We start from the raw sequence: 22886 nt of genomic DNA on the forward strand, positions 1-22886 counted from the left end.
CCGGTCGGGCCCGGCGGTAGCATCCGCGCCATGGCCCCCACCACCACCGTCCACCCCGGTGCCTGCCCGCTGGACTGCCCGGACACCTGCGTCTGGCAGCTCACCGTCACCGACGGCAGGGCGGTCGCGCTGCGCGGCGACAAGGACCACCCGTTCACCCGGGGCGCGCTCTGCGGCAAGGTCAACCGCTACCTCGACGCGGTCAACGGCCCCGACCGGCTCACCGAGCCGCTGGTGCGGGTCGGCCCGAAGGGCGCCGGGCCGGTGGCGTACCGGCCGGCGAGCTGGGACGAAGCGCTCGACCGGGTCGCGGTGGGGCTGCGCGCGGGCATCGACCGGCACGGGCCGCAGTCGATCCTGCCGTACTACTTCGCCGGCACCATGGGGTTTGTGCAGGGCTGGACGATGGGCCCGCGGCTCTTCGCCCACCTCGGGGCGTCCCGGTTGCGCACCACCATCTGCACCGCCGCCGCCCGAGCCGCCCTCGGCTCCCTCTACGGCGGATCGGTCGGCTTCGAACCCGAGTCGATCGTGGACGCGAAACTGATCGTGCTCTGGGGCGCCAACCTGCTCTCGACGAACCTGCACCACTGGCCGTTCGTCCGCGAGGCGCAGGCCCGGGGCGCGTACGTGGTGACCATCGACCCACTGCGCACCGACACCGCCGCCCGCAGCGACGAGCACGTCGCGCCGCTGCCCGGCACCGACGCCGCCCTCGCCCTGGGGCTGATGCGCCACGTCCGCGACCTCGGCGCCGCCGACCGGGAATGGCTGGCCGCGCACACTGTCGGCTGGGCCCGCCTCGAGGCCCGCCTCGACGAGTGGCCCGTCGAACGGGCCGCCGCCGAGTGCGGCCTCGACGTCGACGTGGTGCGCCGCCTCGGCGAACGGATCGCCACCACCCGCCCCACCGCGATCCGGGTCGGGCTCGGCGTGCAACGCCACGCCGGCGCCGGCCAGGCGATCCGGGCGATCTGCGCGCTGCCGCTGCTCACCGGCGACTTCCGCCACCCCGGCGGCGGGGCGCTGTGCACCACCTCCGGGCACCACACCATCGACCCCGGCCGAGTGATCACGCCGCCGGACATGCCGGCGCCGCCGGCCCGGTCGATCAACATGAGCCGGCTCGCCGCCGCGCTCAGCGGCGAGGCCGACCCGCCGGTCACCTCGCTGGTGGTGTTCAACGCCAACCCGGCCGCCACCGCCCCCGACCAGACCCGGGTGCTCGCCGGGCTGCGCCGGGCCGACCTGTTCACCGTCGTGCTGGAACAGCGCTGGACCGACACCTGCGACTACGCCGACGTGGTGCTGCCGGCCACCATGCAGCCCGAACACCTCGACCTGCAGACCTCCTACGGCCACCACTACGCCACCCTCAACCTGCCCGCCGTCTCCCCGCCCGGCCAGTCGCTGCCGAACACCGAGATCTTCCGCCGGATCGCCGCCGCGCTCGGGCTGGACCATCCGCGGCTGCGCGACAGCGACGAGGAGCTGGCCCGGCAGCTGCTCGACGGAAGCGGCATCAGCTACGAGGAGCTGGCGAAGAGCACGTACGTCCGGGCGACCGGCGTGGAGGTGGGCTCCGCCCCGTACGCGGCCGGCGGGTTCCCCACCCGCGACGGCCGAGCCCGGCTCTACGACCCGCAGCTCACCGCCCAGGGCGTCGACCCGCTGGTCGGCTACACCCCGCCCGCCGAGGCCGCCGACCCACAGCTGGCCCGCCGGTTCCCGCTGGCCCTGATCTCCCCGGCCGGCCGGTTCTTCATGAACTCGACGTTCGCGTCGCTGCCCTGGCACCGCGACCGCACCGGCCCGCCCCGCATCCACCTGCACCCCGACGACGCGGCCGCCCGCAGGCTTACCGACGGCGACCTGGCGCGGGTGCACAACGACCGGGGCGCGTTCCTCGCCACCGTCGCCGTGGACGACGCCACCCGGCCCGGCCTGGCGTTCACCTACAAGGCGTACTGGGCGCGGCTGAGCCCCGGCGGCAGCACCGTCAACGCGGTCACCGGCGTCCGCGACACCGACCTCGGCGGCGGCCCGACCTTCCACGACACCCGGGTACAGGTCGAGGCGGCCGGCCCCGGTCAGTCGGGCTGACCGGGCGAGCCGAGCCGGGCCAGCGCCGCGGCCAGGTCGCTGACCTGGTCGGCGAGCTGCGCCGCCCGCCGCTGGGCGGCGTCCCGGTCGGCTTCGGCGGCGCGCAGGCGTGCCTCCAGCCCGCCCAGGCGCGCCTCGGCGGCGGCGCCGGCCTGCCGTACCGTCGCCAGTTCCGCAGCGAGCACGTCGCGCTGCCCGGTCGTGGCGGCAAGCTCCTGCCGGGCCCGCGCCGCCGTCGCCGCCGTCTCCTGCCGGGCCGTCTCGGCCGCCGCCCGCGCGGCGTCCCGGTCGCGGGCCGCGGCGTCGGCGTCCGCCCGGGCCCGCCGGGCCTCCTCCCGCGCGGCGTCGGCGTCGGTACGCGCCCGCGTCGCTTCTGCGGTGGCCCGTTCGGCCTGCCGCAGCGCCTCGCCGGCGGCGGCGGTGGCCCGCTCGGCGTCGGCGCGCGCCGCGTCGCGTTCCCCGGTCAGGTCGGCGGCGCGCTGCCGTTCGGTGTCCCGCTCGGCGCGCAGGGTCCGCAGCTCGTGGCGGGCCGCGTCGCGGTCCCGTTCCGCCTGCACCCGCAGCGCCTCGGCGGCGCTGGCGTCCCGGCGGGCGGCGTCCCGGGCGGTCTCCGCCCGCTCGGCGCGTTCCTGCGCGTCGGTGGTCCGGGCGTCAGCCTGCTCCGCCCGGGCCAGTGCGGTGTCGCGGTCGGCGGCGGCGGTGCGGGCCTCCTGACGGGCGCGGGCGGCCTCGGCGGTCGCCGTCTCGGCGTCCCGGCGGGCCTCGTCGCGTTCGGTGTGCGCCTGCGCCACCTGGGCGGCGGCCTCGGCGCGCAGCTGCGCCAGCTGCCGCTCCACCCCGACCGGGGACAGCTCGGCGTGCAACGCCTCGGTCAGCGTCTCCACGATCTGGTCGAGGCGATCCACCGCCTCCCAGGTCCGCGCCACCTGACCCGGCAGGCCGGGGGCGTTGCGGTGCCGCATCCGGGAGTTGCGCGAGGCACGCTGGCACGCGCCGTCGTTGTCCCGGCAGTAGCGGAACGGCCGGCCGGCGCCGGCGCGCTGCGGCACCTCCCGTCCACAGTGGGCGCAGGGGCGGGTGTCGGCGGGGGCGGGCTGGAGGTCCATCGAGGCGGAAGTCTAGTGCCGCCGCCGGGTCGGTCAGTGGGCGGCGCGGGCCGTGCGGCGTCACCACCCACCCGGTGGTCTGCCCCAACGGCGACGCCTGCGAATACCTGAACATCTGGTTCCCACCTGGCACGCCCAGCCGGGCGAACGGCACCCGGCCCTCGGTCAGCCCGACGCGCTCTGCCGACCGGGCCGGTCACGCCTAGGGCGTGGCGACGGCGGCGCGGGACCTGTCGGCGGCGATCCGCACCGCGAGGCCGGCCAGCACGCTGCCCATCACGTACCGCTGCGCCCGCGCCCACGCCGGGCGGCGGACCAGGAACGCCGACACCGCACCGGCGGTGAGCACGATCAGCGCGTTGACGGTCAACGCGATCGCGATCTGGGTGAGGCCGAGCAGCAGGCTCTGCACCGCCACGTTCCCGCGCGCCGGGTCGATGAACTGCGGCAGCAGCGACACGTACAGGATCGCGATCTTCGGGTTGAGCAGGTTGGTGACCAGGCCCATGGTGAACAGCCGCCGCGGCCGGTCCGGCGGCAGCGGCGCCGGGTCGAACGCCGACCGGCCGCCCGGGCGCAGCGTGCGCCACGCCAGCCAGAGCAGGTACGCCGCGCCGGCCAGCTTCACCGCCGTGTACAGCGCCGGCACCAGGAGGAACACCGTGGCGATGCCGGCCACCGCGGCGGCCAGGTAGATCAGGAAGCCGACCGCCACCCCGAGCAGCGACACCAGACCGGCCCGCCGGCCCTGGGTCACCGACCGGGACACCAGGTAGACCATGTTCGGCCCGGGCGTCAGCACCAGACCCAACGCCACCAGACCGATTCCCACCAGCGCGCCGACCGTTACCACCGGGCCTCCCACCGTGCCGACGGGACCCGACCCTACGCCCCGGCTCGGCGGCGGCCGATGATTACCCCGGAGTGACCTGCTCCGCTGTCGTCATCACCGCCAGGCATACCAGCGGGCACCGACATCGAGGGGCTGTCGCGAGGGGCGTGCACGAGTGAGACTGCTCAGATGTCCATGACGCTGCGGGTCGCCGCGACCCCCTCCGCCCCGGAGCTCGTCCTGCGGGCCTGGCGCGACGACGACGTCCCCGAGCTGCTGGAGGTCTACCGCGACCCGGTGCTGCTGGCGCGGACCCGCCACTCGCTGACCACCAGCGCGGAGGCCCGCCGCTGGCTGGCCCGCAACCGGCAGGGCTGGGCGGCGGGCCGCCGGTTCAGCTTCGCCGTCTGCGAGCCGCACCCGCACAGCGGCGTGACCCGCCTCGTCGCCTGCATCGTGCTGAAGGACGTCGTACCGGGGCGGCCGGACGCCGAGGTGGGCTACTGGACGGCCGCGGCGGCCCGCGGCCGTGGGGTCGCCCCGCGCGCCCTGGACGCGGTGAGCCGGTGGGCGTTCACCCGGTTCGCCGCGGGCGGCCTGACCCGCCTGGAGCTGCTGCACCAGCTCGACAACCCGGCCTCCTGCCGGGTCGCCGAGAAGAGCGGGTACGGCTTCGTCGAGGTGCTGCCCGCCCGGCCGCCGTTCCCGCTGGACGGGCACCGGCACGTGCGCTGGCGGGACTGACCCTCACCCGCCGGCCAGGAAGGGTCTCGACCGGGCTCACGCCGCCGGCGGCTCGGGTGCGGGCGTACGGGCCGGGCCGAGCAGCCGCAGCAGCAGGCGCGGCTCACCCGGCCAGGCGGCCAGCAGCACCTCGCGGGGCACCTGCCGGCCCGCGTAGCGCAGCGCGAGGGCGACCACCACGATGTCGTCGAGCGGGCCGATGACCGGCAGGAACTCCGGGATCAGGTCGATCGGGCTGGCCAGCCAGAGCCCGGCCACCACGATGGCGATCTTCGCCTTGCGGGGCACGCGGGGGTCGGCGCGCAGCCGTCGTACCGTGGTCAGACAGTCGGGGATGAACGCGGCCAGGTCCCGCAGGATGCCCGGCGGCAGCCGCCGGGCCAGCAGCACCAGCAACCCCCAGCTGGCCAGCAGGCAGGCCACCGCCACCGCCAGGCCGATCAGCCAGTCCCGCACGACGCCCTCCTCCGGTCGTTGCGCGTCGACCTGCCGGGAATGTACGCCCCGGCGGGCGGGTCCGCCCGGTCCGGGAATGCGCGGGCGGGCCCCGGCGCTGGTTCCTGCCGACGGCTACCGTGGTTCGGGGAGGTGTCAGCGGTGACCAGCGGATGGGAAGCGGCGGTCGAGGCGCAGATCCGCACCGCTCAGCAGCGCGGTGAGTTCGACAACCTGCCCGGCATGGGCAAGCCGATCCCGGGCCGGGGCCTGCCGTACGACGAGTCGTGGTGGATCAAGGGTTTCCTGGAGCGGGAGGCGCTCCCCACCGACCTGCTGCTGCCCACCCCGCTCCACCTGCGCCGTAAGGTCGAGCAGGTCCCCGACGAGGTCCGTGACCTGCCCACCGAGGAGTCGGTGCGGGCCTACGTCAGCGTGCTGAACGCGGAGATCCTCGCCTGGCTGCGCAACCCCACCGGGCCGCGGGTGGTGGTCCGGCCGGTCAACGCCGACGACGTGGTACGCCGATGGCGCGCCGACCGGGAGCGGGCGGCGACGCCCGTCGCGGCGACGCCACTGCAGCCGGCGACCGCCGCCCCACGGGCCCGGCGGCGCCGGGGCTGGCGCCTGCCGTGGCGGCGCCGGCGCTGACGTTCCCGTCGTTGCTGGCGCCCACCGCCGCCCACGACGATCCGGTCAGGCCCTTCCCGGGGACGCCGGCGGCCGGGATTTACCGCCGACCCGTGGGCCGGCAACCCCCGGTCAGGAGATCGCGGCCCGCCAACTCCACGCGGTACGGCGGGGCCGCCCGTCGAGTTCGGCGCGACCGGTCATCCAGAGCAGCACGTCCGGCGCGTCCCCGGGCGGGGCGTCGGGGAACAGCCGGCGCAGCACCCGGGCGCAGAGCTCCGCCGGCGGTCGCCAGGAGACGTCGAGGCCCCGGGTGACGTCGTGGGTGTGCAGGAGGACCTCCGCCACGCCCATCGCGGCGAAGCCGCCCGGGTCGCACGGACCCCAGTGCCAGGCCCGCAGGTCCGCCGGCGCCGTGTCGACCGCCGCCTGGAGCAGGCCGCCGGCGGCGGACACCACCGTCAGCACCCGCGCCGGCGGCGCGTCCGCGCGCACCCGCAGGTCGAAGGGGAGGTAGTCGCTGTCCGGCCGCCCGGTGACCTGGCCGGCGTAGGCGAGCAGGTCGTGCGCGACGTGGGCGGCGGTGGTCCAGCACGACCAGTCCAGGTCGCCGGCCGGCACCGTCCAGTCCCGACCGGTGTACGGCCCCAGCGCCCGCAGCATCTCCTCCACCGCCGCTCGGACATCCACTCCCGGCTGACTCCGGGCCACCACCGCGGCACTCGGGCCGTTACGCCACGAGGGATGTCAGGTCGGCCACCATGACCTCGCCGGGTTCCGGGCCGGCCTGTGTGACGACGCGGCCGTCGGGTGCCCAGAAGCCGGAGCCTCCGGCGGTGCGCAGCGGCCCGTCCGGGCCTGCGCCGCAGGCGAGCACGACCGGGATGCGGTGGGTCGTCGCGCGTTCCCGCATGCGCTCGTCGCGAGGGTCGGACAGTCCGTTGAGGGTGCCGGCGACGTACACCTGTGCGCCGGCGGCGACCGTTGCGGCTGCGTGCTCGGGCAGTGAGGCGTCGCGGCAGATGGCGAGGCCGAGTCGCCAGCCGTCGAGAGTGAGCACGACGTGCTGCGCTGCGGGGACGAACCGTTCGTCCTCCGGCGGGTGGAGGTGGATCTTCCGGTATGCCACGGTCGCGCCCGCGGCGTCGATGCGCAGCGTGGCGATGTACTCCCGGCCGTCGGGGTCGGCGATGGGGGCGCCGGCGAGCGCGACGCCGCCGGTCGCGGTGCATGCGTCGATGATCGGCGTGAGGCGGTCGTCGGTGGGAGCGAGCGCGGGGGCGTCGAGGTTGTAGCCGGTGAGGGATAGTTCGGGGAACACGACGAGCCGGGCGCCCGACGCGTGGACGATAGCGGCGTGGGTGCGGGCGTTGGCGGTGACGTCGTACGCGACGACGGCCGGCTGGGCGACCGCGACTCGCATCTGGACCCCCTGGCTGCTGGCGGTGTGTATGTGGGGTTGCCGCGCCTGACACTACCGAACAGCCAGTCGGTCCTTACCTTCGGGAAGGCGGGTGGGTCGGGTCTAGGGGCGGGACACGGGCGGCGGCGTTGACCGGGCGCCACGCCCCGCCTGCGGCTCACCTTCCAACTGACCTGCCAGCACTGAGGAGTGCCCCCGATGACCCAGACGCCCCGGCTTCCGGATCACCGCGATGTCAGCGAACTGCTCCAGCAGTTCGCCGCACTCAATCGGCGGGTTTCTCCCAGACCGATACGTGCTGGCGGCTCTCGCTGGTGAACGGCTCCCGGGTCCATCCGTCCCAACGGTCGCGCAGCCGCATCCCGGCGAGCCGGGCCATCAGGTCGAGTTCCGCCGGCCACACGTACCGGAAGGGAATGGACCGGTACTCGCCGCGGCCGTCGACGACCCGTACGTAGTTGGAGCTCGTCTTCTGGGTGGCGACGTCGTAGATGTCGTACGCCCATCCGGTCGGACCGACCTGGAAGGGCACGACGTTCTGGCCGGGCGGGAGCCGGCGCAGCTCGGGCACCAGGACCTCGACGACGAAGGTGCCGCCGGGTTCCAGCTGCTCGGCGACGTTGCGGAAGCAGTCCACCTGTGCGTCCTGCGTGGTCAGGTTCATGATCGTGTTGAAGACCAGGTATGCCACCGAGAACGCCCCGTCCACCCTCGTGGTGGCGAAGTCGCCGATGGTCACGCCGATCGCGTCGCCGCCCGGCTTGGCCCGCAGCCGGTCGACCATCGCCCGGGACAGGTCGATGCCGTGCACCGGTACGCCGCGGCCGGCGAGCGGCAGCGCGACGCGTCCGGTCCCGATGCCCAGTTCGAGGGCGCGGCCCGCGCCGGCGAGTTCTGCCAGCACGTCGGCCGCGGCTTCCACGACGGTCGGCTGGAACATGTCCGCCGAGGAATCGTCGTAGGTGGCCGCCACCTCTTCGCCGAAGTGTCCGTCCGTCTCATGCATCGCCGGACCGTAGCGCGGCACCTGCCGGCGCCCCCCGTTTTCGACCCACGCCCCGCCGGCTCCTTCAGACGGCCGTTGGTCCTGGATATTGGATAAGCATTACCGGTAATCCGGCAATTGGATCGGACATAGGGGGCGTATCGACGAAGCACCATAATGTCTGTTCTGTTGTATTGAAGGGAGGCGGGGGTGTGGTACTTCGCGGCAGCCTTCCCGTCCCGGGTGCCTGTTGAGTGACCCCTCGACGTCCCGGCATCTGCCACTGGATGTCAGTAGAGGGTTGTCCGGTTTGCCTGGCGCGAACCGCCACCTCGGTCTACCGGCACGCGAAACGCAGGATGCCGCCGCGGAAGGGCTTGGGGCCGGACCACTTCATCCTGGTTGGGGGGCCGGATCGAAACACCTGCCCCTCCACACGCACAAACGCCTCATGCGCCCTGGTCGATGGAGTGTCCCGCTCCTGATGTTGCTGGCAACGCTGGCGCGGGGCCGCGTCCTCACCGCGAAGACGGCGCTGGTGGCTGGTCGTCGTCCGGGGCCGGTCCGGCCGGCTGTGACGTCGTGCCAGGCCCTTGAGGGGCCGTACCCCTGGCACACCGCTGATGTCTGACGGCTACCCGCCGGTGTTGGTCGTGGGGCGGGAGAGGTTCCCATTGAAGCCGGGCAGGACGGTGGAGAACGCGGACAGGTCGCGGCCGGCACTGAGGACGGTGCCGTCCGGGCGGACGATTGCTGCGTGGGCGCGGCCGTTTCTCAGCCATCGGTGTAGTTCGCTTCCGGGCCGCGCAGTGATGAAAACTGCTCCGCGCCGTTCGATGTCTGCTTGTAGGGTGGCGGGCGGCTCGGTGGACGTGACGATCACGAAGCGCCCCGCGGCCACGTCGTCGAGGCGGCGCTCACCGTCGAGGACGGCGTTCGGGCACAGTCGGCCCGCGAGGGCGCGGCGCAGACGTGGCCGCAGCACCAGAGCGGACCGGCGCAGCGCGGGTGTCTCACTGTCCGTAGCCAGGTCCGTGAGGCCAGGCACGAGATGCAGCCGTGGCGCCACCGCGCGGCGGATGATGTCGCCCACTCTGCCGCCGGCCGTCATCGCGGTGCCGATCACCTTCGCCAGCCTGATCATGGCGCGGGCGTGGTGCTTGCGTTCGATCTGGTAGGTGCCGAGCACGGTCTCGGGCAGGGACCCGTCGAGCACGCCGGCGAGTTTCCAGGCGAGGTTCATCGCGTCGCGCAGCCCGGCACCCATGCCCTGGCCGATGAACGGCGGGGTGAGGTGGGCGGCGTCGCCGAGCAGGAACACCCGGCGGTCGCGCCACCGGTCGGCGACCTGCGCGCGAAAGGTGTATTCGGCCGCACGGACGACCTCCAGCTCCCCGGCGGGGATGTTCCCCGTCCATCGCGAGATCAACGGATGCAGCCGGGTCATGTCGCGGAAGTCGTCGGCGGTTTCACCGGGCGCCAGCCGGAACTCCCAGCGGTAGCGGGTCTTCCCGACCCGCATGTACGTGCCGGCGCGGGCCCGGTCGGAGAGCTGGTGCACGCCTTCCCACTGGCCGAGTTCGGCCTTGGTGACCACATCGACGACGAGCCAGCGTTGCGTGAACCCCAGATCCTGCATGCTGGCGCCGATCGCGGCCCTCGTCAGGCTGTTGGCGCCGTCGCAACCCAGGACGTACGCCGCGCGGACGACCTGGTGCTCGCCGGTGGCCGTGTCGGTGACGTCGAGCCGTACGCCGTCGGCGTCCTGGGCCAGCGCGGTGACCTCGGTGCTGCCGCGCAGGGTGGCGCTGCCGTACTTCGTGAGATTTCGGCGGAGGATCGCCTCCAGCTCCGGCTGGTCGAACATGCTCCCCTGCGGGTAGCCGTGCCGGCCCGGCGCCACGTCGCGCTGGAACTCGGCCAGCACCCGCATGGTCCGGTCGACCAGTCGCAGGCCCCGGTGTGGCCTGGAGATGGCGGCGAACTCGTCCCGGAGCCCGAGGCGCGCCAGGATGCGGTGGACCTCGTCGTCGAGGGCGACGGCGCGGGGCAGGGAATAGACCGACTCCCACCGGTCGAGGATCAGGCACTCCACGCCGTGCTGGGCGAGAAGCGTCGCGGCGGTGAGCCCGGTGGGGCCTGCGCCGACGATCACTACCGGAACGATGCTCATTGTGTGGCCAGCACCTGAAGAACGAGGTAGGTGGCGACCAGGATTCCGCAGACGACGGCTGGGGCGTACTTGCGCGGGCCGTCTCCCTTGCGCAGGTGCACGACCAGGGCTCCGCCGAGCAGGAGGAGCAGCCCGGCACCGGCGAGGATGCCAATCAGCGGTTGGAACAGGCCGATGAGCAGCCCGATCACCGCGGCGACCTCGAGCAGGCCGATGCGGCGATAGGCCGCGACAGCAAAACCGGCCTCCGCGGCCAGCGCACGCATCGGTTGCAGGGCCAGGATCTTGGCCGTGCCCAGGACGGAGAAGATCAGCGCGAGCAGCACCGCGAGGATGGCCGAAGCGAGCGTCATGACACAACCACCAATCGCCATTCAATGGCATACCGGCCCAGGATCGCCTTGACGACCTCCTCCTGGGCAGAGGGATGAACTTTCACAGTGGCCACGATGGAGCTACCCTCGATCGCGGCCTCGATGTCCTGTATTCCGGCGATCTGGTCGAGCGCGGTACGGAGTTCCTCGCGGGCGGCGTCCCTGCGCAGGGCGAGCTTGTACAGCTTGCCCACGCCGGTGACGGGCAGTTCGTCGAGAACCGTCACGGTCTTGGGCGCGGCGGTGCGGTCGGGCACCCGGTCGCTTGCCCAGTCGCGCAGCTCGTCCTCCGTCACGGTGGCGCCGGGCGCGAGGGTGACGTAGGCGACCGGTACCTCGCCGGCGTGGACGTCGGGGCGCCCGACCGCGCTGGCCGCCGTGACCTGCGGGTGGGCCAGCAGCGTGTCCTCGATGATTGCGGGGTCGATGTTGTGCCCGCCGCGGATGATGAGGTCCTTGGCCCGGCCGGCGAGGTAGACGAAGCCGTCCTCGTCGATGCGTGCGAGGTCCCCGGTGTCCAGCCAGCCGTCGACCAGCTTGCCGAGTCCGTCGAGGACGGGGCCGTTCTCGTCCCGGTCGGTGACGTAGCCGGGGAAGACTGTCGGGCCGCTGACGGCCAGCACGCCGGTCGCGCCGACGGGTCGGTCTTCCCACGTGCCGTCCGCGGCGACCACCCGCACCCGCTGGTAGGGCAGGCGCTGCCCGACCGAGCCCGGCCGCGACGCGTCGGGGAAGGTACGTGCGCTCGCGCACGTCGCCTCGGTAAGCCCGAAGCCCTCGACCAGGGTTATCCCGGTGTGGGCCTGAAAGTTGTCCCGGACCGCGGTGGGCAGCGGCGAGGCCCCCACCATCGGAAACCGCAGGCTGCTGATGTCGGCGTCGATCGGGACCTGCGCCAGTACGGCGTACACGGTGGGCACTGCGCTCATGGCGGCGATCCGGTAGTGCTCGACGATCTTCCAGAACGCGCCGAACAGTGCGGGGTCGCGGTAGCCCGATGGACCGGCCCACACCACGGTCTGTCCCTTGAACAGGGGCGCCAGCAGGGTGACGACGAGCGCGTTCACGTGGAACAGCGGGAGGGCCGCGAAGACCACGGTCTGCTCGTCGAACAGGGAGCTGGCGGCCAGCATCCACGCGTCGGCGACCTCGTTGGCGTGCGTGTGCGCGGCCAGCTTCGGCGCGCCAGTGGTGCCACCGGTGTGGAACATCGCGGCCAGGTCGGCGGATCGAGGCAGCTCACCGCCGAAGGCGGACGGGTCCTTCGCTGCGGCAAGCTCGCCGAGGTAGCCGACGCGTACGCCGTCGATGGCCGGCAGCTGCTGGGGCGCGTCCGCCGCTCCGGTGGGTCGGAGCACGAGGATCGCGTCGAGCAGGCCGCCGCGGGCGAGCGCCTGCGCGGTGTCCCACATGTCCGGCGCGAGCTCGGTCCCGGCCGTGACCAGCACGCGGGCACCGGAGCGCCGGAGGAGCTCGGCGAGGTGCTGCCGCGACAGGCCGCCGCCCAGCGGCGCCGCGATCCCGGCGAGCTGCGCGGCCAGCGTCGCGGTGATCAGCTCGGCGCAGTTGGGCGACATCAGGGCGACCGCGTCATTCCGCCGCACCCCGAGGTCGTGGAACAGGTTCGCAACCCGGTGGACGTCGGCCAGGAGTTCGGCGAAGGTACGGCGCAGCGGCTCACGCCAGCGGGCGGCGTCCGGCAGGACGGTGATGGCCGCGCGGTCCGGCCAGTGCGTCGCCGCCCGCGACAGCAGCGCGTACGTCGACTCGGGCAGGCCCCGCGCCTCCAGCGGCACGGCCTCGATCGTGGCCAGGTCGGTGGGCGTGGCGTAGTCCGGCCACAGCAGGTCCTCGGTCATCAGGCGTACCTCACGACCGTGCGCTGCCGGCCCAGGTCGATCGCGCCGTCGTCGGTGGCGATGGTGGCCTCGACGACGTCGCCGTCCTTGAGGTACCTGGGGTTGCGGGCCTGGCCCTTGAAGAACATCTTCCACTTCACCGCGGGCGGCAGCAGCGAGGCGATGATCTCGACCGGCTTCGGCGGTGCGCTCAGGGCCGTCCCGACGGGCGTGCCGGTCAGCAGCAGGTCGCCGGGGTCGACTCGCTGGAAGCGGGTCAGCGCCTGCAGCGCCTGGACCGGCAGGTAGATCATGTCGGCGGCGGTCATGTTCTGCCGGAGTTCGCCGTTGACCCACAGCTTCAGCCGCAGGTCGGTGAACCGCTTGAGTTCGTCGGCGTCGAGCAGCACCAGCGCGGGGCCGACCGGGGTGAACGTCGGGTAGGACTTGGCCTCGTAGAACTGGGTCTTGGGCAGCTGGACGTCGCGTGCCGAGATGTCGTTGGTGACCACCAGGCCCGCGACGTAGTCGGCGAGGTTGTCCGCGGTGACGGTCGTGCCGACGGGCATCTCGCGGCCGAAGACCAGCCCGATCTCCACCTCGTAGTCCAGCAGCGTCACGTGGGTGGGACGGACCACGTCGGCAAAGGGACCGCTGACCGAGCCCGACGTCTTGCGGAAGAAGGTCAGGGGGACGGTCTCGGGATTGCCGTTGGTGTCCTTGACGTGCGAGGCGAAGTTCGTCATCTGGGCGACGACGCGGCAGGGCGCCGTCACCGGGGAGACCAGCGCAAGGTCGTCCACCGGAACGGTGTCGCTGCTCGTCGCGGCCGCGACGATCGCCGGCCGGTCGGCCAGCAGTTCCCCGGTGGTGGTGGCGCTGGTGTGCACCTTGGCGGCGCCGGTGGGGGTGAGCACCCACCAGGCGTCGGCGGTGCGCAGGACGGAGGTGGTCATGAGGTGAACGCTTTCATCAGGCCGCGGAGGCGGTGGAGGTCGAATTCGTTTTCCTCGCGCAGCGCGCTGATGACCGCGCGCAGCTCGCGAAGCGATTCCCGGCCGGGTCTCATGCCGAGAAAATCCTTGGTGGCGGGCGGACCCCACTGGGCGAGCCCGGAGGCGCTCATCGGTGCCCAGCCCGGCTCGAGCGTGCAGTCGAACAGGTCGCCGTCGGTGAAGTGCTCGACCAGAAAGTCGTCCGGGTCGCGCCAGTAGTCGAAGATCTGGCTGCCCTGGATGTGCCGGCCGATCCCCCAGGACCGCTGGTAGCCCCCGTCGAGCAGGTACTCCCCGCCGGCGGCGAGCGAGTCGAGGTCGGAGACCTGGTATGCCGAGTGCACGTACCGGTTGGCCGGGCCGAGCGTCATGGCGAGCGTGTGGTGGTCGGTGGGCGTGTTGCCGCGGTCGCAGCGGATGAAGCTCATGGTCGGGCCGCGCTCGCGCTGTCCCTGGTGGTAGAGGAAGTCGCTGACGATCAGGCCCAGGTGCTCGAGATACCAGTTGAGCGTCTCCAGGTACCTGGTCGTCTGCAGCACGACATGACCGAGCCGCTGCACCTTGGCCGGCTCCCGCGGCGGCCGCTGGGTGGCGTTCGCCCGCGCCACGTCGTGCCCAACGTTGAAGGTCAGTGGCTGCTGCGTGGGCAGCGCGGGGAGTTCGTGCGTGTCCGCGACCACGCGGACCCGCGTCCCGCTCGGGTCGACCAGGTCCACCGTCACCCCGCCCAGGCTCTCCGGCAGGCTGGCCATGGTCCGCCCGGTCGCGTCCGCCAGCCGCAGCACGTCGTTCGGCTCGGCAGCCCTGAACGCGGGACCGATGAACCGGGACCGGGGGCCCCGGCGGATGAGCACGCAGGGGGAACCGGGGTCGGTGCCCCGCAGGTGCAGCTCGTCCTGACCGCGCAGCGACGTCGTGAAGCCGAAGGCCCGGGCGAAGACCTCGGCCCGCTCCAGATCGGGCTTCTGGAACTCCAGCCAGGCCAGGTCGTGCACCTTGACGACCGGGTTGCGCGCCCGCCCGGGGTGCTCGCCCGGCAACGCACCCTGCTCGCTGTGCAGGCCGGTGTGTGGGTCGTGCCGGTCGATCATGTCACGCTCCTTTCCAGGCGATGACGAAATCGTCACTTACGAGAGTAGCGTCAGTCAAGACCGGCTGACGATTCCGTCATCTCTGAAACCCGCCCGGGTTAAAGTGGGCGCAGATCGACCTGGGAGAGGTGAACAAGTAGGCATGGCGCAACAGACCAGGCACGCCCCGAACCGCCTGGAACGGCGGAAAGCGCACACCCGATCGGCGCTCGTTCGCGCCGCCCAGACCTTCATCGCGGCCGGCAAGCAGAACGTCCCGATCCTCGAGCTCACTCAGGCCGCGGACGTGGGGATGGGGTCGTTCTACAACCACTTCGACAGCAGGGAGCAGCTCTACCAGGCCGCGGTGGAGGACGCCCTCGAGCGCTACGGCGCCCTGCTCGACGAGCTGACAGTGGGCTTGGACGACCCGGCCCATGTCTTCGCGCAGAGCTTCCGGCTGACCGGACGTCTCCATCGCCGGAGTCCCGAGCTGAGCAAGGTGCTGCTCAGCAACGGCCTGGCCCTGGCTGGTTCCGACAAGGGACTCGCGCCGCGAGCCCTGCGCGACATCGAAGACGGCGTCCGTGCCGGGCGGTTCAGCGTACGCGACCCCGAGTTGGCGATGGTGATCATTGCCGGCGCCGCGCTGGTTCTCGGGCAACTGCTGCACGACCACCCCGAGCGCGACGACGCCGCAGCAACCGACCGGGTCACCGAGGACCTGCTGCGCGCGCTCGGTCTACCGCCCGACGATGCGCACGAGATCTGCCTGCGGCCCTTACCCGCGCTCGACGGTGTCCGCCCGTAAGACCGATGTCCATCCGCCCGAGCGGGCCGCCGGCCGATCCTAGGCAGTGGCCGCCTCGCGCACCATCCGGTTGGCCGTCTCCGGCTCGTACCCGGTCGCGCGGAGCAGGTCACTCGCCATGGTGCGCAGCTGGATCACGATGGCATCCGAGAAGGGCTTGAGGCCCTTGTGGTACGCCTGGCCGGCCAGGCACGCCCCGTCCAACACCGCGTTGCGGGTCTGGTCGAACGGCCCACCCGCCCGCGCCTCCCGCCTCAGCAACTGGATTGCCTCGGCGAACCTATCCATGGCGCCGGGGAGTTCCTCCGGCACCGGCTCGTCGTACTGCAGCGTGGTCGCGGCCCAGCGGGCCAGCGCCCGGCACCCGAGGATCACCCGATCGATGTGCTCGATGCCGCGCCGGTAGTGCTCGACATCGACCCGGCGTCGCCAGCGCGCCGGGGCAATGGTCGTTACCTCCTGGGCGCCACTCAGGGCCTCGTGCATCCGGGCGAGATCGGGTTCCATTCCGCTCAGCTGATCCAGCGCCCGTATCGCGCGGTCCGGGTCACGCCGGGCGAGTGCGTGTGCAACCTCTCGAAGCTGCGTGTGGAGGGTCGCGGCGACCGGTGCGGTGGCGCGGTCGAGAATGCGCATCGGGTTGATCGGTAGCAGCAACGCCACCACCGCCAGGCCGATGGCGCCGCCCACGCCCGCGTCAATGACCCGCGCCCATTCGAGGCCCTGCTCCACATGGGAGATCGTGGCGATCAGCACAGCGGTACTGCCCGACTGAGCGACCAGCGCACCGCTGCGCCCGGTCATCAACAGGGCGACGGCGATGGCCAGCATCACCACCAGGCCGATCTGCCAGGGCCCGAACCCGAGAGAGCGGATGAGAAGATCACTGACAAGCAGGCCCAGCCCCACGCCGAGCATCAGCTCGGCGGTACGTAAGGCGCGCTGCCCGAGGGCGGCGACGATCGTGCCGACGGCCGCGCTGGGCGCGAAGATCGGTGCGGGGCGACCCAGGACTTCGTGCGCCAGCCCCCAGGACAACGTCGCGGCAAGCCCACATTGAGCTGCGATGAACAGGATGATCGTGAACAGCCGCAGCCTCAGCCGGCCTGCCTCACCACCGCGACGCCGGACCTTCGCCGTCAAGTCCTTGGCGTGCCCGGAAGCGGCGTTGGGGCGAGACAGGCTTCCCCGGTCAGCCATGGCGAGGGTTACCCCGCCCGGGCCTCACAAACCTGCGGCCCGTGCCCCCCCGGCCGAGGCGATTTCGGTTGCATCCGCTCCCATGGCTACGCCTTCGGCGACGCCGGGCAGGTTTGCGGCGTTACGACCCCCTCAGCTAGCCACGGTGACTTACCCCGAGCCGTTGCGGTCGCGCCGGGCACAGGTGGCCGTAGATCGTCTGCCCGTCCGGAAGCGGCTAACCAGGTGGTGACGGCTGCTCGGATGGGAGTCTTCGAGTGCGGAGCGTGTCGGCTACGGCGACGCCGGCGAGGATGAAGGCGGCGGTGGTGGCTACCGCGAGCGGCGGTGCCGGCTTCATTGCTGGGGTGAGGGCGAGGAGGGCGAGTGCGCCGATCACGCGGGGTGGGGACACGCGGCCGAACACCGCGTACTCGAAGGTGGCTCGTCCGGCGAGGAACAGGGCGGGTCCGCCGAGGATGACGACGATCCAGGCCGGGTCCGGGTGTCCGAACGGGTGCGTGATGATGAGTTCGTCGCCGACTGCGATGGCGACGATGCCGGCGATCATGATCACGTGGGAGTAGATCGTCAGGATCGCAACGCGGCGTGGGTTGTTGGTCGCCGCGATGGCGTCGGCCAGCAGTGCTCCGGCGCGGTGGATGTAGATGCGCCACAGCAGTGCCGTGGTGCCGAACGCCAGTAGGGTCGCGGCGCTGCGGTCCGCCCCGAACTCGCCGCTTCCGAACGTCAGTCCGGCCACCAGGATGGGCTCGCCGAGCGCGATGATGAAGAACTGCTGGTACCGCTCGGCCATGTGCTCTTCGGCGACCACGATGTCGGCTCGGCGACGCGTACCGGCGCGGCCCAGCCTCGGCGTGGGGAAGCCGAGTGCGATCCCCACGTACTCCACGGCCGCCGCCGTCATCCACAACGCTCCACGCGCCCAGCCGGGTAGGAGCGCTCCGGCGATCCATGGCACCGCAGCCATGCCGACCCAGAACAGTAGCCGCACCGCGTTGCGCTGCCCCTCGTGGCCACGCAACAGAAACACCCCGCCAGCGACCACACCAACCCGGACGGTGACGTACGCGCCTGCGAACACCAGGCCCTTGTGGCCGAACGCCTCAGGTGCCGCAGCCGCCATCACGAGGGCGCCGAACATGGTCAGCAGGACCAGCAGCTGTATCAGCGGATGCCGCAGGTCGAACAGGTTCGTAAACCTCGCCGTATAGGACCAGACATGCAACACGGGGAGCAGCAACACCAGTGTCTGGAACGCGCCAGTCCAGCTCAGATGCTCCAGCAGCTGCTGCGAGAGCCGAAAGAATGCGAGGACGAACACCAGGTCGAAGAACAGTTCCAGGAATGCCGGCCGCGCCTGGCCGGGTCTTCGCAGCAGTGCCCCGAACTTACCCGTCGTCATCGGTCGCCCCCGCCTTGATCGGTCAGCCTGGTCGTTCGCCGGCCGGTGGCTGGTCCCGGTCACCGGGTGCCGGCCGCAGGCCGTCGCGTCGTCCCCCGGGTGGTCGCCCGCCGGCTGGTCCGGGCCGCCCTGACCGAGGCCGCTCAGGCGGTGCAGGTCCCCTCGTGCGGTCTCCGGGGTCGGCCTCGGCTGGCACGGAGCCGGCCTGCCGGACGGCGGGCACGAACTCACGCAGCAGAATTCGCGCGATGCCGGCCGCCGGGATGGCCAGCACGGCTCCCACGAGGCCGCCCAGCTCGGCGGCGATCAGCACGCTGACCAGCACGGTCAGCGGGTTGAGCTGAACCGCGTGGGACATGATGACCGGTTGCAGCAGGTGGTTCTCGACCTGCTGGTAGACCACGAAGAAGACCAGCACGACCACCCCGGCGGTCGGGGAGTGCAGGAAGCCGGCGCCGCCCGCGATGATGGCGCCGAGAGTCGCCCCCACCAGCGGGATCAGGTCGGCGATGGCGACCAACAGCGCGATCGCGGCGGCGAACGGCACGCCGGTGAGCGCGAGCACCACGAAGGTCAGCAGGCCGCAGATCAGGCTGATCAGCAGGTTGCCGCTCAGGTAGCCGGTGATCGTGCGCGCCGACTCCCGGCCGATGCGGCGCAGCGGCTCCGCTCGGGCGCCACCGGCCAGGGCCAGCGTCCCGGCGGTCATCCGCGGCCCCTGCACCACCATCAGGTACGCCAGCACAACCACGGTCAACACTCCGGCGACGCCCTGAACCGCCCCACGGACCAGGCCGACCGTCGACCGGCCGAGTTGGCCGCCGAAGCGCTGGATCTGGTCGACATGGGCCTCGGCGTGCCGCCGCAGGTGGAACCGCTCCAGCAGCTCACCGACCGGCCCGCGCCCGGCCCGCGCCTCGCGCAACAGTTCCGGCGCCCGGTCGGCGAACCGGGCCAGCTCGTCCAGCAGGGGCACCACGATCAGCACGCCGAGCGCGGCGAGGGCCACGAAGGCGGCCAGGAACACCAACAGCGTAGCCGCCGCCCGACGCCGGACGAACCGTCGTTGCACCCGGTCCACCAGGGGATTCAGGGCCACCGCGAAGAACGCGGCCACCACCACCCAGATCAACACCCGCCGGGTCTCCCACACCAACGCCAGCCCGACCAGGGTGGCGAGGACCAGACCGATGACAATCAGCGCCTGGCGGGCCGTGGACCGGTCGTCGGCGTTGCCCATCGGGCGCGGCTACCCTCCGCGAAACAAACGAAACACCATCGGAGCAGTTTCGATCTCTGGGCGTGCCGTCAGGTGAACGGGCTCGACGCGAGGGCGTCGAGCGCTGCCCGCCGTCCGACTTCGATCATCTCGGTCGCGCGGTGGAACTCGTGCGTCCGGACGGCGTCCGTCGGTACCTCGATCAGCAGGTCCGGCGGGTAGCCGGCCAACCGGTAGCGGATGAGGAGATCCCCGACGGCCTCCAACGACAGGCTCATGACATCAGGTGCGCGCAGGTCGGCGGGGAGTTTGCCAAGCATGCCGTCGTCGATCACTTGACCGGTGGATTCGAAGGCGCGGCTCCCCGGGTGCTTTCCCCACCGTGGCCCGGGTGCGGGTCGGCCGATTCCCGCACAGCCGCCACGGGATGGGTGTTGGCGCGGGCACTCTTGAGGGACACGGCGACGACCGCGTCGGCCGGCACGATGGTGGTCGGTGCCATCGGCAGCGGCTCCATCAGGCCGCCGTCGGCGAGGAGCCGGCCGTTGATCATGACCGGTGTGATGGCGGGTGGCAGCGCGATGGAGACCCGCACGGCGACGTCCACCGGGCCGTGCTGAAACCACACGGCTCGCCGGGCCAGCAGGTCGGTCGCTACCGCCGTGAAGGGCATGGGCAGCTGTTCGATGCGTACGCCGTCGAGCAGTTCCCTGACCCCGGCCATGAGCTTCTCGGCCCGGATCGCGCCGGGCGCGCCCACCGCCGGATCGAGCAGACGCAGCACGTCGCCAATGTGCGCCGCTGAGCTTCCGCCAGCACTTACGGTGAGAGCAGTTGCAGGAGTCCTGGCAGGAGGCCGGTGAGTGGAGTCGTATCCGATCGTCGAGTCACATGGCCTGATCGGGGACCTGCAGACAGCGGCGCTGATCGCGGACGACGGCACCCTTGACTGGTTCTGCGCGCCGCGGTTCGACTCGCCCAGCCTGTTCGCCGGACTGCTCGACCACAAAAGGGGCGGGCATTTCCGTATCGCACCCGATGGCGCCGACTACGTCAGAAAGGAGCAGTTGTACCTGCCGGGGACACCGATCCTGATCACTCGTTTCCTGACGTCCGACGGCGTGGGTGAGGTCATCGACTTCATGCCGGTCGCCGGCGATACGCCGACCGATCGTCATCGCCTCGTTCGGCTCATCAGCGTGGTTCGGGGCACCATACGGTTCCGGATCGATTGCCAGCCGCGATTCAACTATGGGCGCGACCGGCACGAAATCGAGATGTACGCCGACGGCGTCGTTTTCCGCAGCCCGACGCTCAGTATGACGGTGCATCGGGTCCGCCACGCCGACCAGCGCCCGGACGAAGTCGAGATCGAACGCGACGGCGACGGGGTGCGCGCCTTCGCCACCCTTCGCGAGGGTGCCACCAGCGGGGCCCTCGTCGAAACCGGCTCGGGTGAGCGACCCCGGCTCATCGGGCCTGAGGAAATACGGGCTATGTACGAGCAGACCCGGGACTATTGGCGGGCCTGGCTCAGCGGCTCCTGCTATCGCGGACGGTGGCGGGATGCGGTGGAGCGCTCCGCCCTGACGCTGAAACTCCTCACGTACGCGCCGACCGGCGCCCTGATCGCCGCTCCGACCGCAGGCCTGCCGGAGCAGATCGGCGGGACGCGAAACTGGGACTACCGCTACGCCTGGATCCGCGACGCCTCAGCTTCGGTCTACGCCCTGCTCGGTCTCGGCTTCACCGAGGAAGCGCGCCGATACCTGCTGTGGCTCAACGATCGGATCTGCGAGGCGGCCGGCCGTGCGACGCCGCTGCACCACCTGTACCGCGTCGACGGCTCGACCGCCCTCGACGAGGAACTCCTCGATCACCTCGAGGGCTATCGACGCTCCCGCCCGGTGCGGATCGGCAACGCCGCTGCCGACCAGCTCCAGCTTGATATTTACGGCGAAGCGCTGAGCGCCATCCACTTCGCCGACTCGTATGGACTGCGCAGCTCCTATCAGGCGTGGCTCAACACCGTGAAGTCCATCGACTGGCTCTGCGAGCACTGGGACAGACCCGATGAAGGGATCTGGGAGACCCGGGGCGGCCGCCAGGACTTCACCTTCGGCCGCGTCATGTCCTGGGTGGCTGTCGACCGGGCCATCCGCCTCGCTCAGCGGTACGGGGTACCCGGCGAAATCGACCGCTGGAGCACCGAGCGCAGCCGGATCTACCACCAGATCATGAACCGGGGTTACCACCCCGCACGCCGGGCGTTTGTGCAGCACTACGACAGCGACGTCCTGGACGCGGCGCTGCTCATGATGCCGAGCGTGGGGTTCATCGCGCCCGACGATCCGATGTGGCAGTCCACACTGCGGGCGATGGGCGGCGAACTCGTCTCGGACAGCCTCGTCTACCGGTACAACCCCACCGCATCGCCCGACGGCCTGGCCGGCAACGAAGGCACCTTCAGCATGTGCACCTTCTGGTACGTCGAAGCCCTGGCCCGCTCGGGACGTCTGGACGACGCGCTGATCACCTTCGAGAAGATGCTCACCTACAGCACCCGCCTCGGTCTTTTCGCAGAGGAGATCGGCCCGACCGGCGAGCAAGTCGGCAACTTTCCCCAAGCCTTCAGCCACCTCGCACTGATCAAGGCCGCGATGACCCTCGATCAACTCATGGACGCTGCACCGGCACCGTGTCGCGCTCCGCTCGAAACCCTGGTCGAGCGAGATTCACCGCGTCCGTGAAGACTCGTCCAAGGTACCTGCGGCGGAGTCCGGATCATCTCGATGCCCTCGGCGGTGAACACAGCGTCGAAAACCTTGGGTGAAGGGCGTCGTCGATCGCGGGCTGCGGTCGAGTAGCGCTCGGACCATGGCCGGAGTACCTTGCGGCGTGTGCACGCGAGGCTGAGGGAACGTCACGTGACGACGCACCTGATCCGGATCCACTTTGGTCGAAAATTCACATCAGCCGCGAGAGGCGGCCCCAGGACTACGCACTCGCATGGCGCTAGCGACTGCCACGAACACAAGGCGGTCAACCAGCGACTGGAGCGCGACCGAACTGGCAAACCGCGCAATACCATCACCTCTCGTGCTCGAGCTTCTCGATGCGCACTGGGCTCCGACTGTAGAGTCCGAGCCGGCCCTGGGTCTGGGGCCGCCCGGAGGCGATCATGAGGGCCTGGAGCGCCGGAAAGGGCGAGCGGCTCGCGCCGGCAGCAGAGGGTCCACCGAAACCTTGATGGTCGAGCTGCCGGGCCGCGTCGCGTCGGGTGCAACTGCGGCCTGGCGGCGGCTTAAGTGCGGCGTAGCACGGGTTGGAGGTGTCCGAGTAGTACGACGGGCGACACGCCGACGCTCGGTTGGCCATCCATGGTGCTCATTCACGATGAGGTTGCTACTCGTGAATGAGATTGAGGCGCGGGGGAGTGGTCAGCCGGTCGACTCCGTCGATCCAAATGAACAGCTCTCGGAGTCGGCCCGCCGGCGTATCCGGGAGTCCGTACCCGCATCTACGCGACGAGCGTCAGCGGCG

At 71.6% G+C, this 22886-nt stretch carries 21 protein-coding genes; 5 read left to right on the forward strand and 16 right to left on the reverse strand.

What is annotated here, in order from left to right:
* Nucleotides 1–30: 30 nt before the first annotated feature.
* Nucleotides 31–2103 (forward strand): molybdopterin-containing oxidoreductase family protein, encoded by a 2073-nt coding sequence (locus ACLQ2U_RS16925; RefSeq protein WP_425751604.1) that lies wholly within the window; start codon nucleotides 31–33, stop codon nucleotides 2101–2103.
* Here the strand turns inward: ACLQ2U_RS16925 and ACLQ2U_RS16930 are convergent.
* Together ACLQ2U_RS16930 and ACLQ2U_RS16935 are read right to left on the reverse strand one after the other, a co-directional pair.
* A complete protein-coding gene (locus ACLQ2U_RS16930) occupies nucleotides 2091–3209 on the reverse strand; it encodes a hypothetical protein (RefSeq protein ID WP_425751605.1) in 1119 nt (372 codons plus the stop codon). The two genes, ACLQ2U_RS16925 and ACLQ2U_RS16930, sit on opposite strands and share 13 nt — an antisense overlap.
* A 202-nt stretch (nucleotides 3210–3411) precedes the next feature.
* Nucleotides 3412–4062, reverse strand: a complete 651-nt coding sequence (locus tag ACLQ2U_RS16935; protein ID WP_425751658.1) for a LysE family translocator — start codon at nucleotides 4060–4062, stop codon at nucleotides 3412–3414.
* Nucleotides 4063–4230: 168 nt separating this feature from the next.
* On the opposite strand from ACLQ2U_RS16935, the gene ACLQ2U_RS16940 reads away from it, so the two are divergent.
* A complete protein-coding gene (locus tag ACLQ2U_RS16940) occupies nucleotides 4231–4785 on the forward strand; it encodes a GNAT family N-acetyltransferase (RefSeq protein ID WP_425751606.1) in 555 nt (184 codons plus the stop codon).
* A gap of 36 nt (nucleotides 4786–4821) precedes the next feature.
* Here ACLQ2U_RS16940 and ACLQ2U_RS16945 read toward each other — a convergent pair whose 3' ends face one another.
* Nucleotides 4822–5241 (reverse strand): YkvA family protein, encoded by a 420-nt coding sequence (locus tag ACLQ2U_RS16945; protein ID WP_425751607.1) that lies wholly within the window; start codon nucleotides 5239–5241, stop codon nucleotides 4822–4824.
* Nucleotides 5242–5382: 141 nt separating this feature from the next.
* Between ACLQ2U_RS16945 and ACLQ2U_RS16950 the strand changes: the two genes are divergently transcribed.
* Entirely contained in the window at nucleotides 5383–5871 is a 489-nt protein-coding gene (locus ACLQ2U_RS16950; protein WP_425751608.1) for a DUF1992 domain-containing protein, read from the forward strand.
* Nucleotides 5872–5982: 111 nt separating this feature from the next.
* Here ACLQ2U_RS16950 and ACLQ2U_RS16955 read toward each other — a convergent pair whose 3' ends face one another.
* The 8 genes from ACLQ2U_RS16955 to ACLQ2U_RS16990 all read right to left on the reverse strand — a co-directional run bounded on the left by ACLQ2U_RS16955 (nucleotide 5983) and on the right by ACLQ2U_RS16990 (nucleotide 14729).
* Nucleotides 5983–6540: a maleylpyruvate isomerase N-terminal domain-containing protein gene (locus ACLQ2U_RS16955; protein ID WP_425751609.1), complete on the reverse strand. Its 558-nt coding sequence runs from the start codon at nucleotides 6538–6540 to the stop codon at nucleotides 5983–5985.
* 40 nt (nucleotides 6541–6580) lie between these two features.
* On the reverse strand, nucleotides 6581–7273 hold the full coding sequence (locus tag ACLQ2U_RS16960) for a carbon-nitrogen hydrolase family protein (protein ID WP_425751610.1): 693 nt from the start codon (nucleotides 7271–7273) through the stop codon (nucleotides 6581–6583).
* 265 nt (nucleotides 7274–7538) lie between these two features.
* On the reverse strand, nucleotides 7539–8279 hold the full coding sequence (locus tag ACLQ2U_RS16965; protein ID WP_425751611.1) for a class I SAM-dependent DNA methyltransferase: 741 nt from the start codon (nucleotides 8277–8279) through the stop codon (nucleotides 7539–7541).
* 613 nt (nucleotides 8280–8892) lie between these two features.
* Nucleotides 8893–10431 carry a bifunctional 3-(3-hydroxy-phenyl)propionate/3-hydroxycinnamic acid hydroxylase gene (locus ACLQ2U_RS16970; protein ID WP_425751612.1) on the reverse strand — a complete coding sequence of 513 codons (1539 nt, stop codon included), beginning with the start codon at nucleotides 10429–10431 and terminating at the stop codon, nucleotides 8893–8895.
* Nucleotides 10428–10784 carry a DoxX family protein gene (locus ACLQ2U_RS16975; protein ID WP_425751613.1) on the reverse strand — a complete coding sequence of 119 codons (357 nt, stop codon included), beginning with the start codon at nucleotides 10782–10784 and terminating at the stop codon, nucleotides 10428–10430. The genes ACLQ2U_RS16970 and ACLQ2U_RS16975 overlap by 4 nt, the downstream gene beginning before the upstream one ends.
* Nucleotides 10781–12664: an acyl-CoA synthetase gene (locus ACLQ2U_RS16980; RefSeq protein ID WP_425751614.1), complete on the reverse strand. Its 1884-nt coding sequence runs from the start codon at nucleotides 12662–12664 to the stop codon at nucleotides 10781–10783. The genes ACLQ2U_RS16975 and ACLQ2U_RS16980 overlap by 4 nt, the downstream gene beginning before the upstream one ends.
* The gene (locus ACLQ2U_RS16985) at nucleotides 12664–13599 is read right to left on the reverse strand and encodes a fumarylacetoacetate hydrolase family protein (RefSeq protein WP_425751615.1); all 936 of its coding nucleotides are present in this window, start codon (nucleotides 13597–13599) and stop codon (nucleotides 12664–12666) included. The genes ACLQ2U_RS16980 and ACLQ2U_RS16985 overlap by 1 nt, the downstream gene beginning before the upstream one ends.
* A complete protein-coding gene (locus ACLQ2U_RS16990; protein WP_425751616.1) occupies nucleotides 13596–14729 on the reverse strand; it encodes a VOC family protein in 1134 nt (377 codons plus the stop codon). The genes ACLQ2U_RS16985 and ACLQ2U_RS16990 overlap by 4 nt, the downstream gene beginning before the upstream one ends.
* 142 nt (nucleotides 14730–14871) lie before the next feature.
* On the opposite strand from ACLQ2U_RS16990, the gene ACLQ2U_RS16995 reads away from it, so the two are divergent.
* The gene (locus ACLQ2U_RS16995) at nucleotides 14872–15519 is read left to right on the forward strand and encodes a TetR/AcrR family transcriptional regulator (protein WP_425751617.1); all 648 of its coding nucleotides are present in this window, start codon (nucleotides 14872–14874) and stop codon (nucleotides 15517–15519) included.
* A 39-nt stretch (nucleotides 15520–15558) separates the two neighbouring features.
* Here ACLQ2U_RS16995 and ACLQ2U_RS17000 read toward each other — a convergent pair whose 3' ends face one another.
* From ACLQ2U_RS17000 to ACLQ2U_RS17020, 5 genes are all read right to left on the reverse strand, one after another.
* Nucleotides 15559–16719 (reverse strand): FUSC family protein, encoded by a 1161-nt coding sequence (locus ACLQ2U_RS17000; protein ID WP_425751618.1) that lies wholly within the window; start codon nucleotides 16717–16719, stop codon nucleotides 15559–15561.
* Between the two features lie 217 nt (nucleotides 16720–16936).
* Nucleotides 16937–18124, reverse strand: a complete 1188-nt coding sequence (locus tag ACLQ2U_RS17005) for a low temperature requirement protein A (protein ID WP_425751619.1) — start codon at nucleotides 18122–18124, stop codon at nucleotides 16937–16939.
* Nucleotides 18125–18146: 22 nt separating this feature from the next.
* Nucleotides 18147–19364 (reverse strand): AI-2E family transporter, encoded by a 1218-nt coding sequence (locus ACLQ2U_RS17010; RefSeq protein ID WP_425751620.1) that lies wholly within the window; start codon nucleotides 19362–19364, stop codon nucleotides 18147–18149.
* A 68-nt stretch (nucleotides 19365–19432) separates the two neighbouring features.
* On the reverse strand, nucleotides 19433–19678 hold the full coding sequence (locus ACLQ2U_RS17015; protein WP_425751621.1) for a hypothetical protein: 246 nt from the start codon (nucleotides 19676–19678) through the stop codon (nucleotides 19433–19435).
* A complete protein-coding gene (locus ACLQ2U_RS17020; RefSeq protein ID WP_425751622.1) occupies nucleotides 19675–20127 on the reverse strand; it encodes a hypothetical protein in 453 nt (150 codons plus the stop codon). Before ACLQ2U_RS17020 ends, ACLQ2U_RS17015 begins: the two co-directional genes overlap by 4 nt.
* Nucleotides 20128–20206: 79 nt before the next feature.
* Between ACLQ2U_RS17020 and ACLQ2U_RS17025 the strand changes: the two genes are divergently transcribed.
* The gene (locus ACLQ2U_RS17025; protein WP_425751623.1) at nucleotides 20207–22093 is read left to right on the forward strand and encodes a glycoside hydrolase family 15 protein; all 1887 of its coding nucleotides are present in this window, start codon (nucleotides 20207–20209) and stop codon (nucleotides 22091–22093) included.
* The last annotated feature ends 793 nt before the right edge of the window (nucleotides 22094–22886 follow it).

This window comes from Micromonospora sp. DT47 (assembly GCF_049844475.1).
Taxonomy (GTDB): Bacteria; Actinomycetota; Actinomycetes; order Mycobacteriales; family Micromonosporaceae; genus Micromonospora.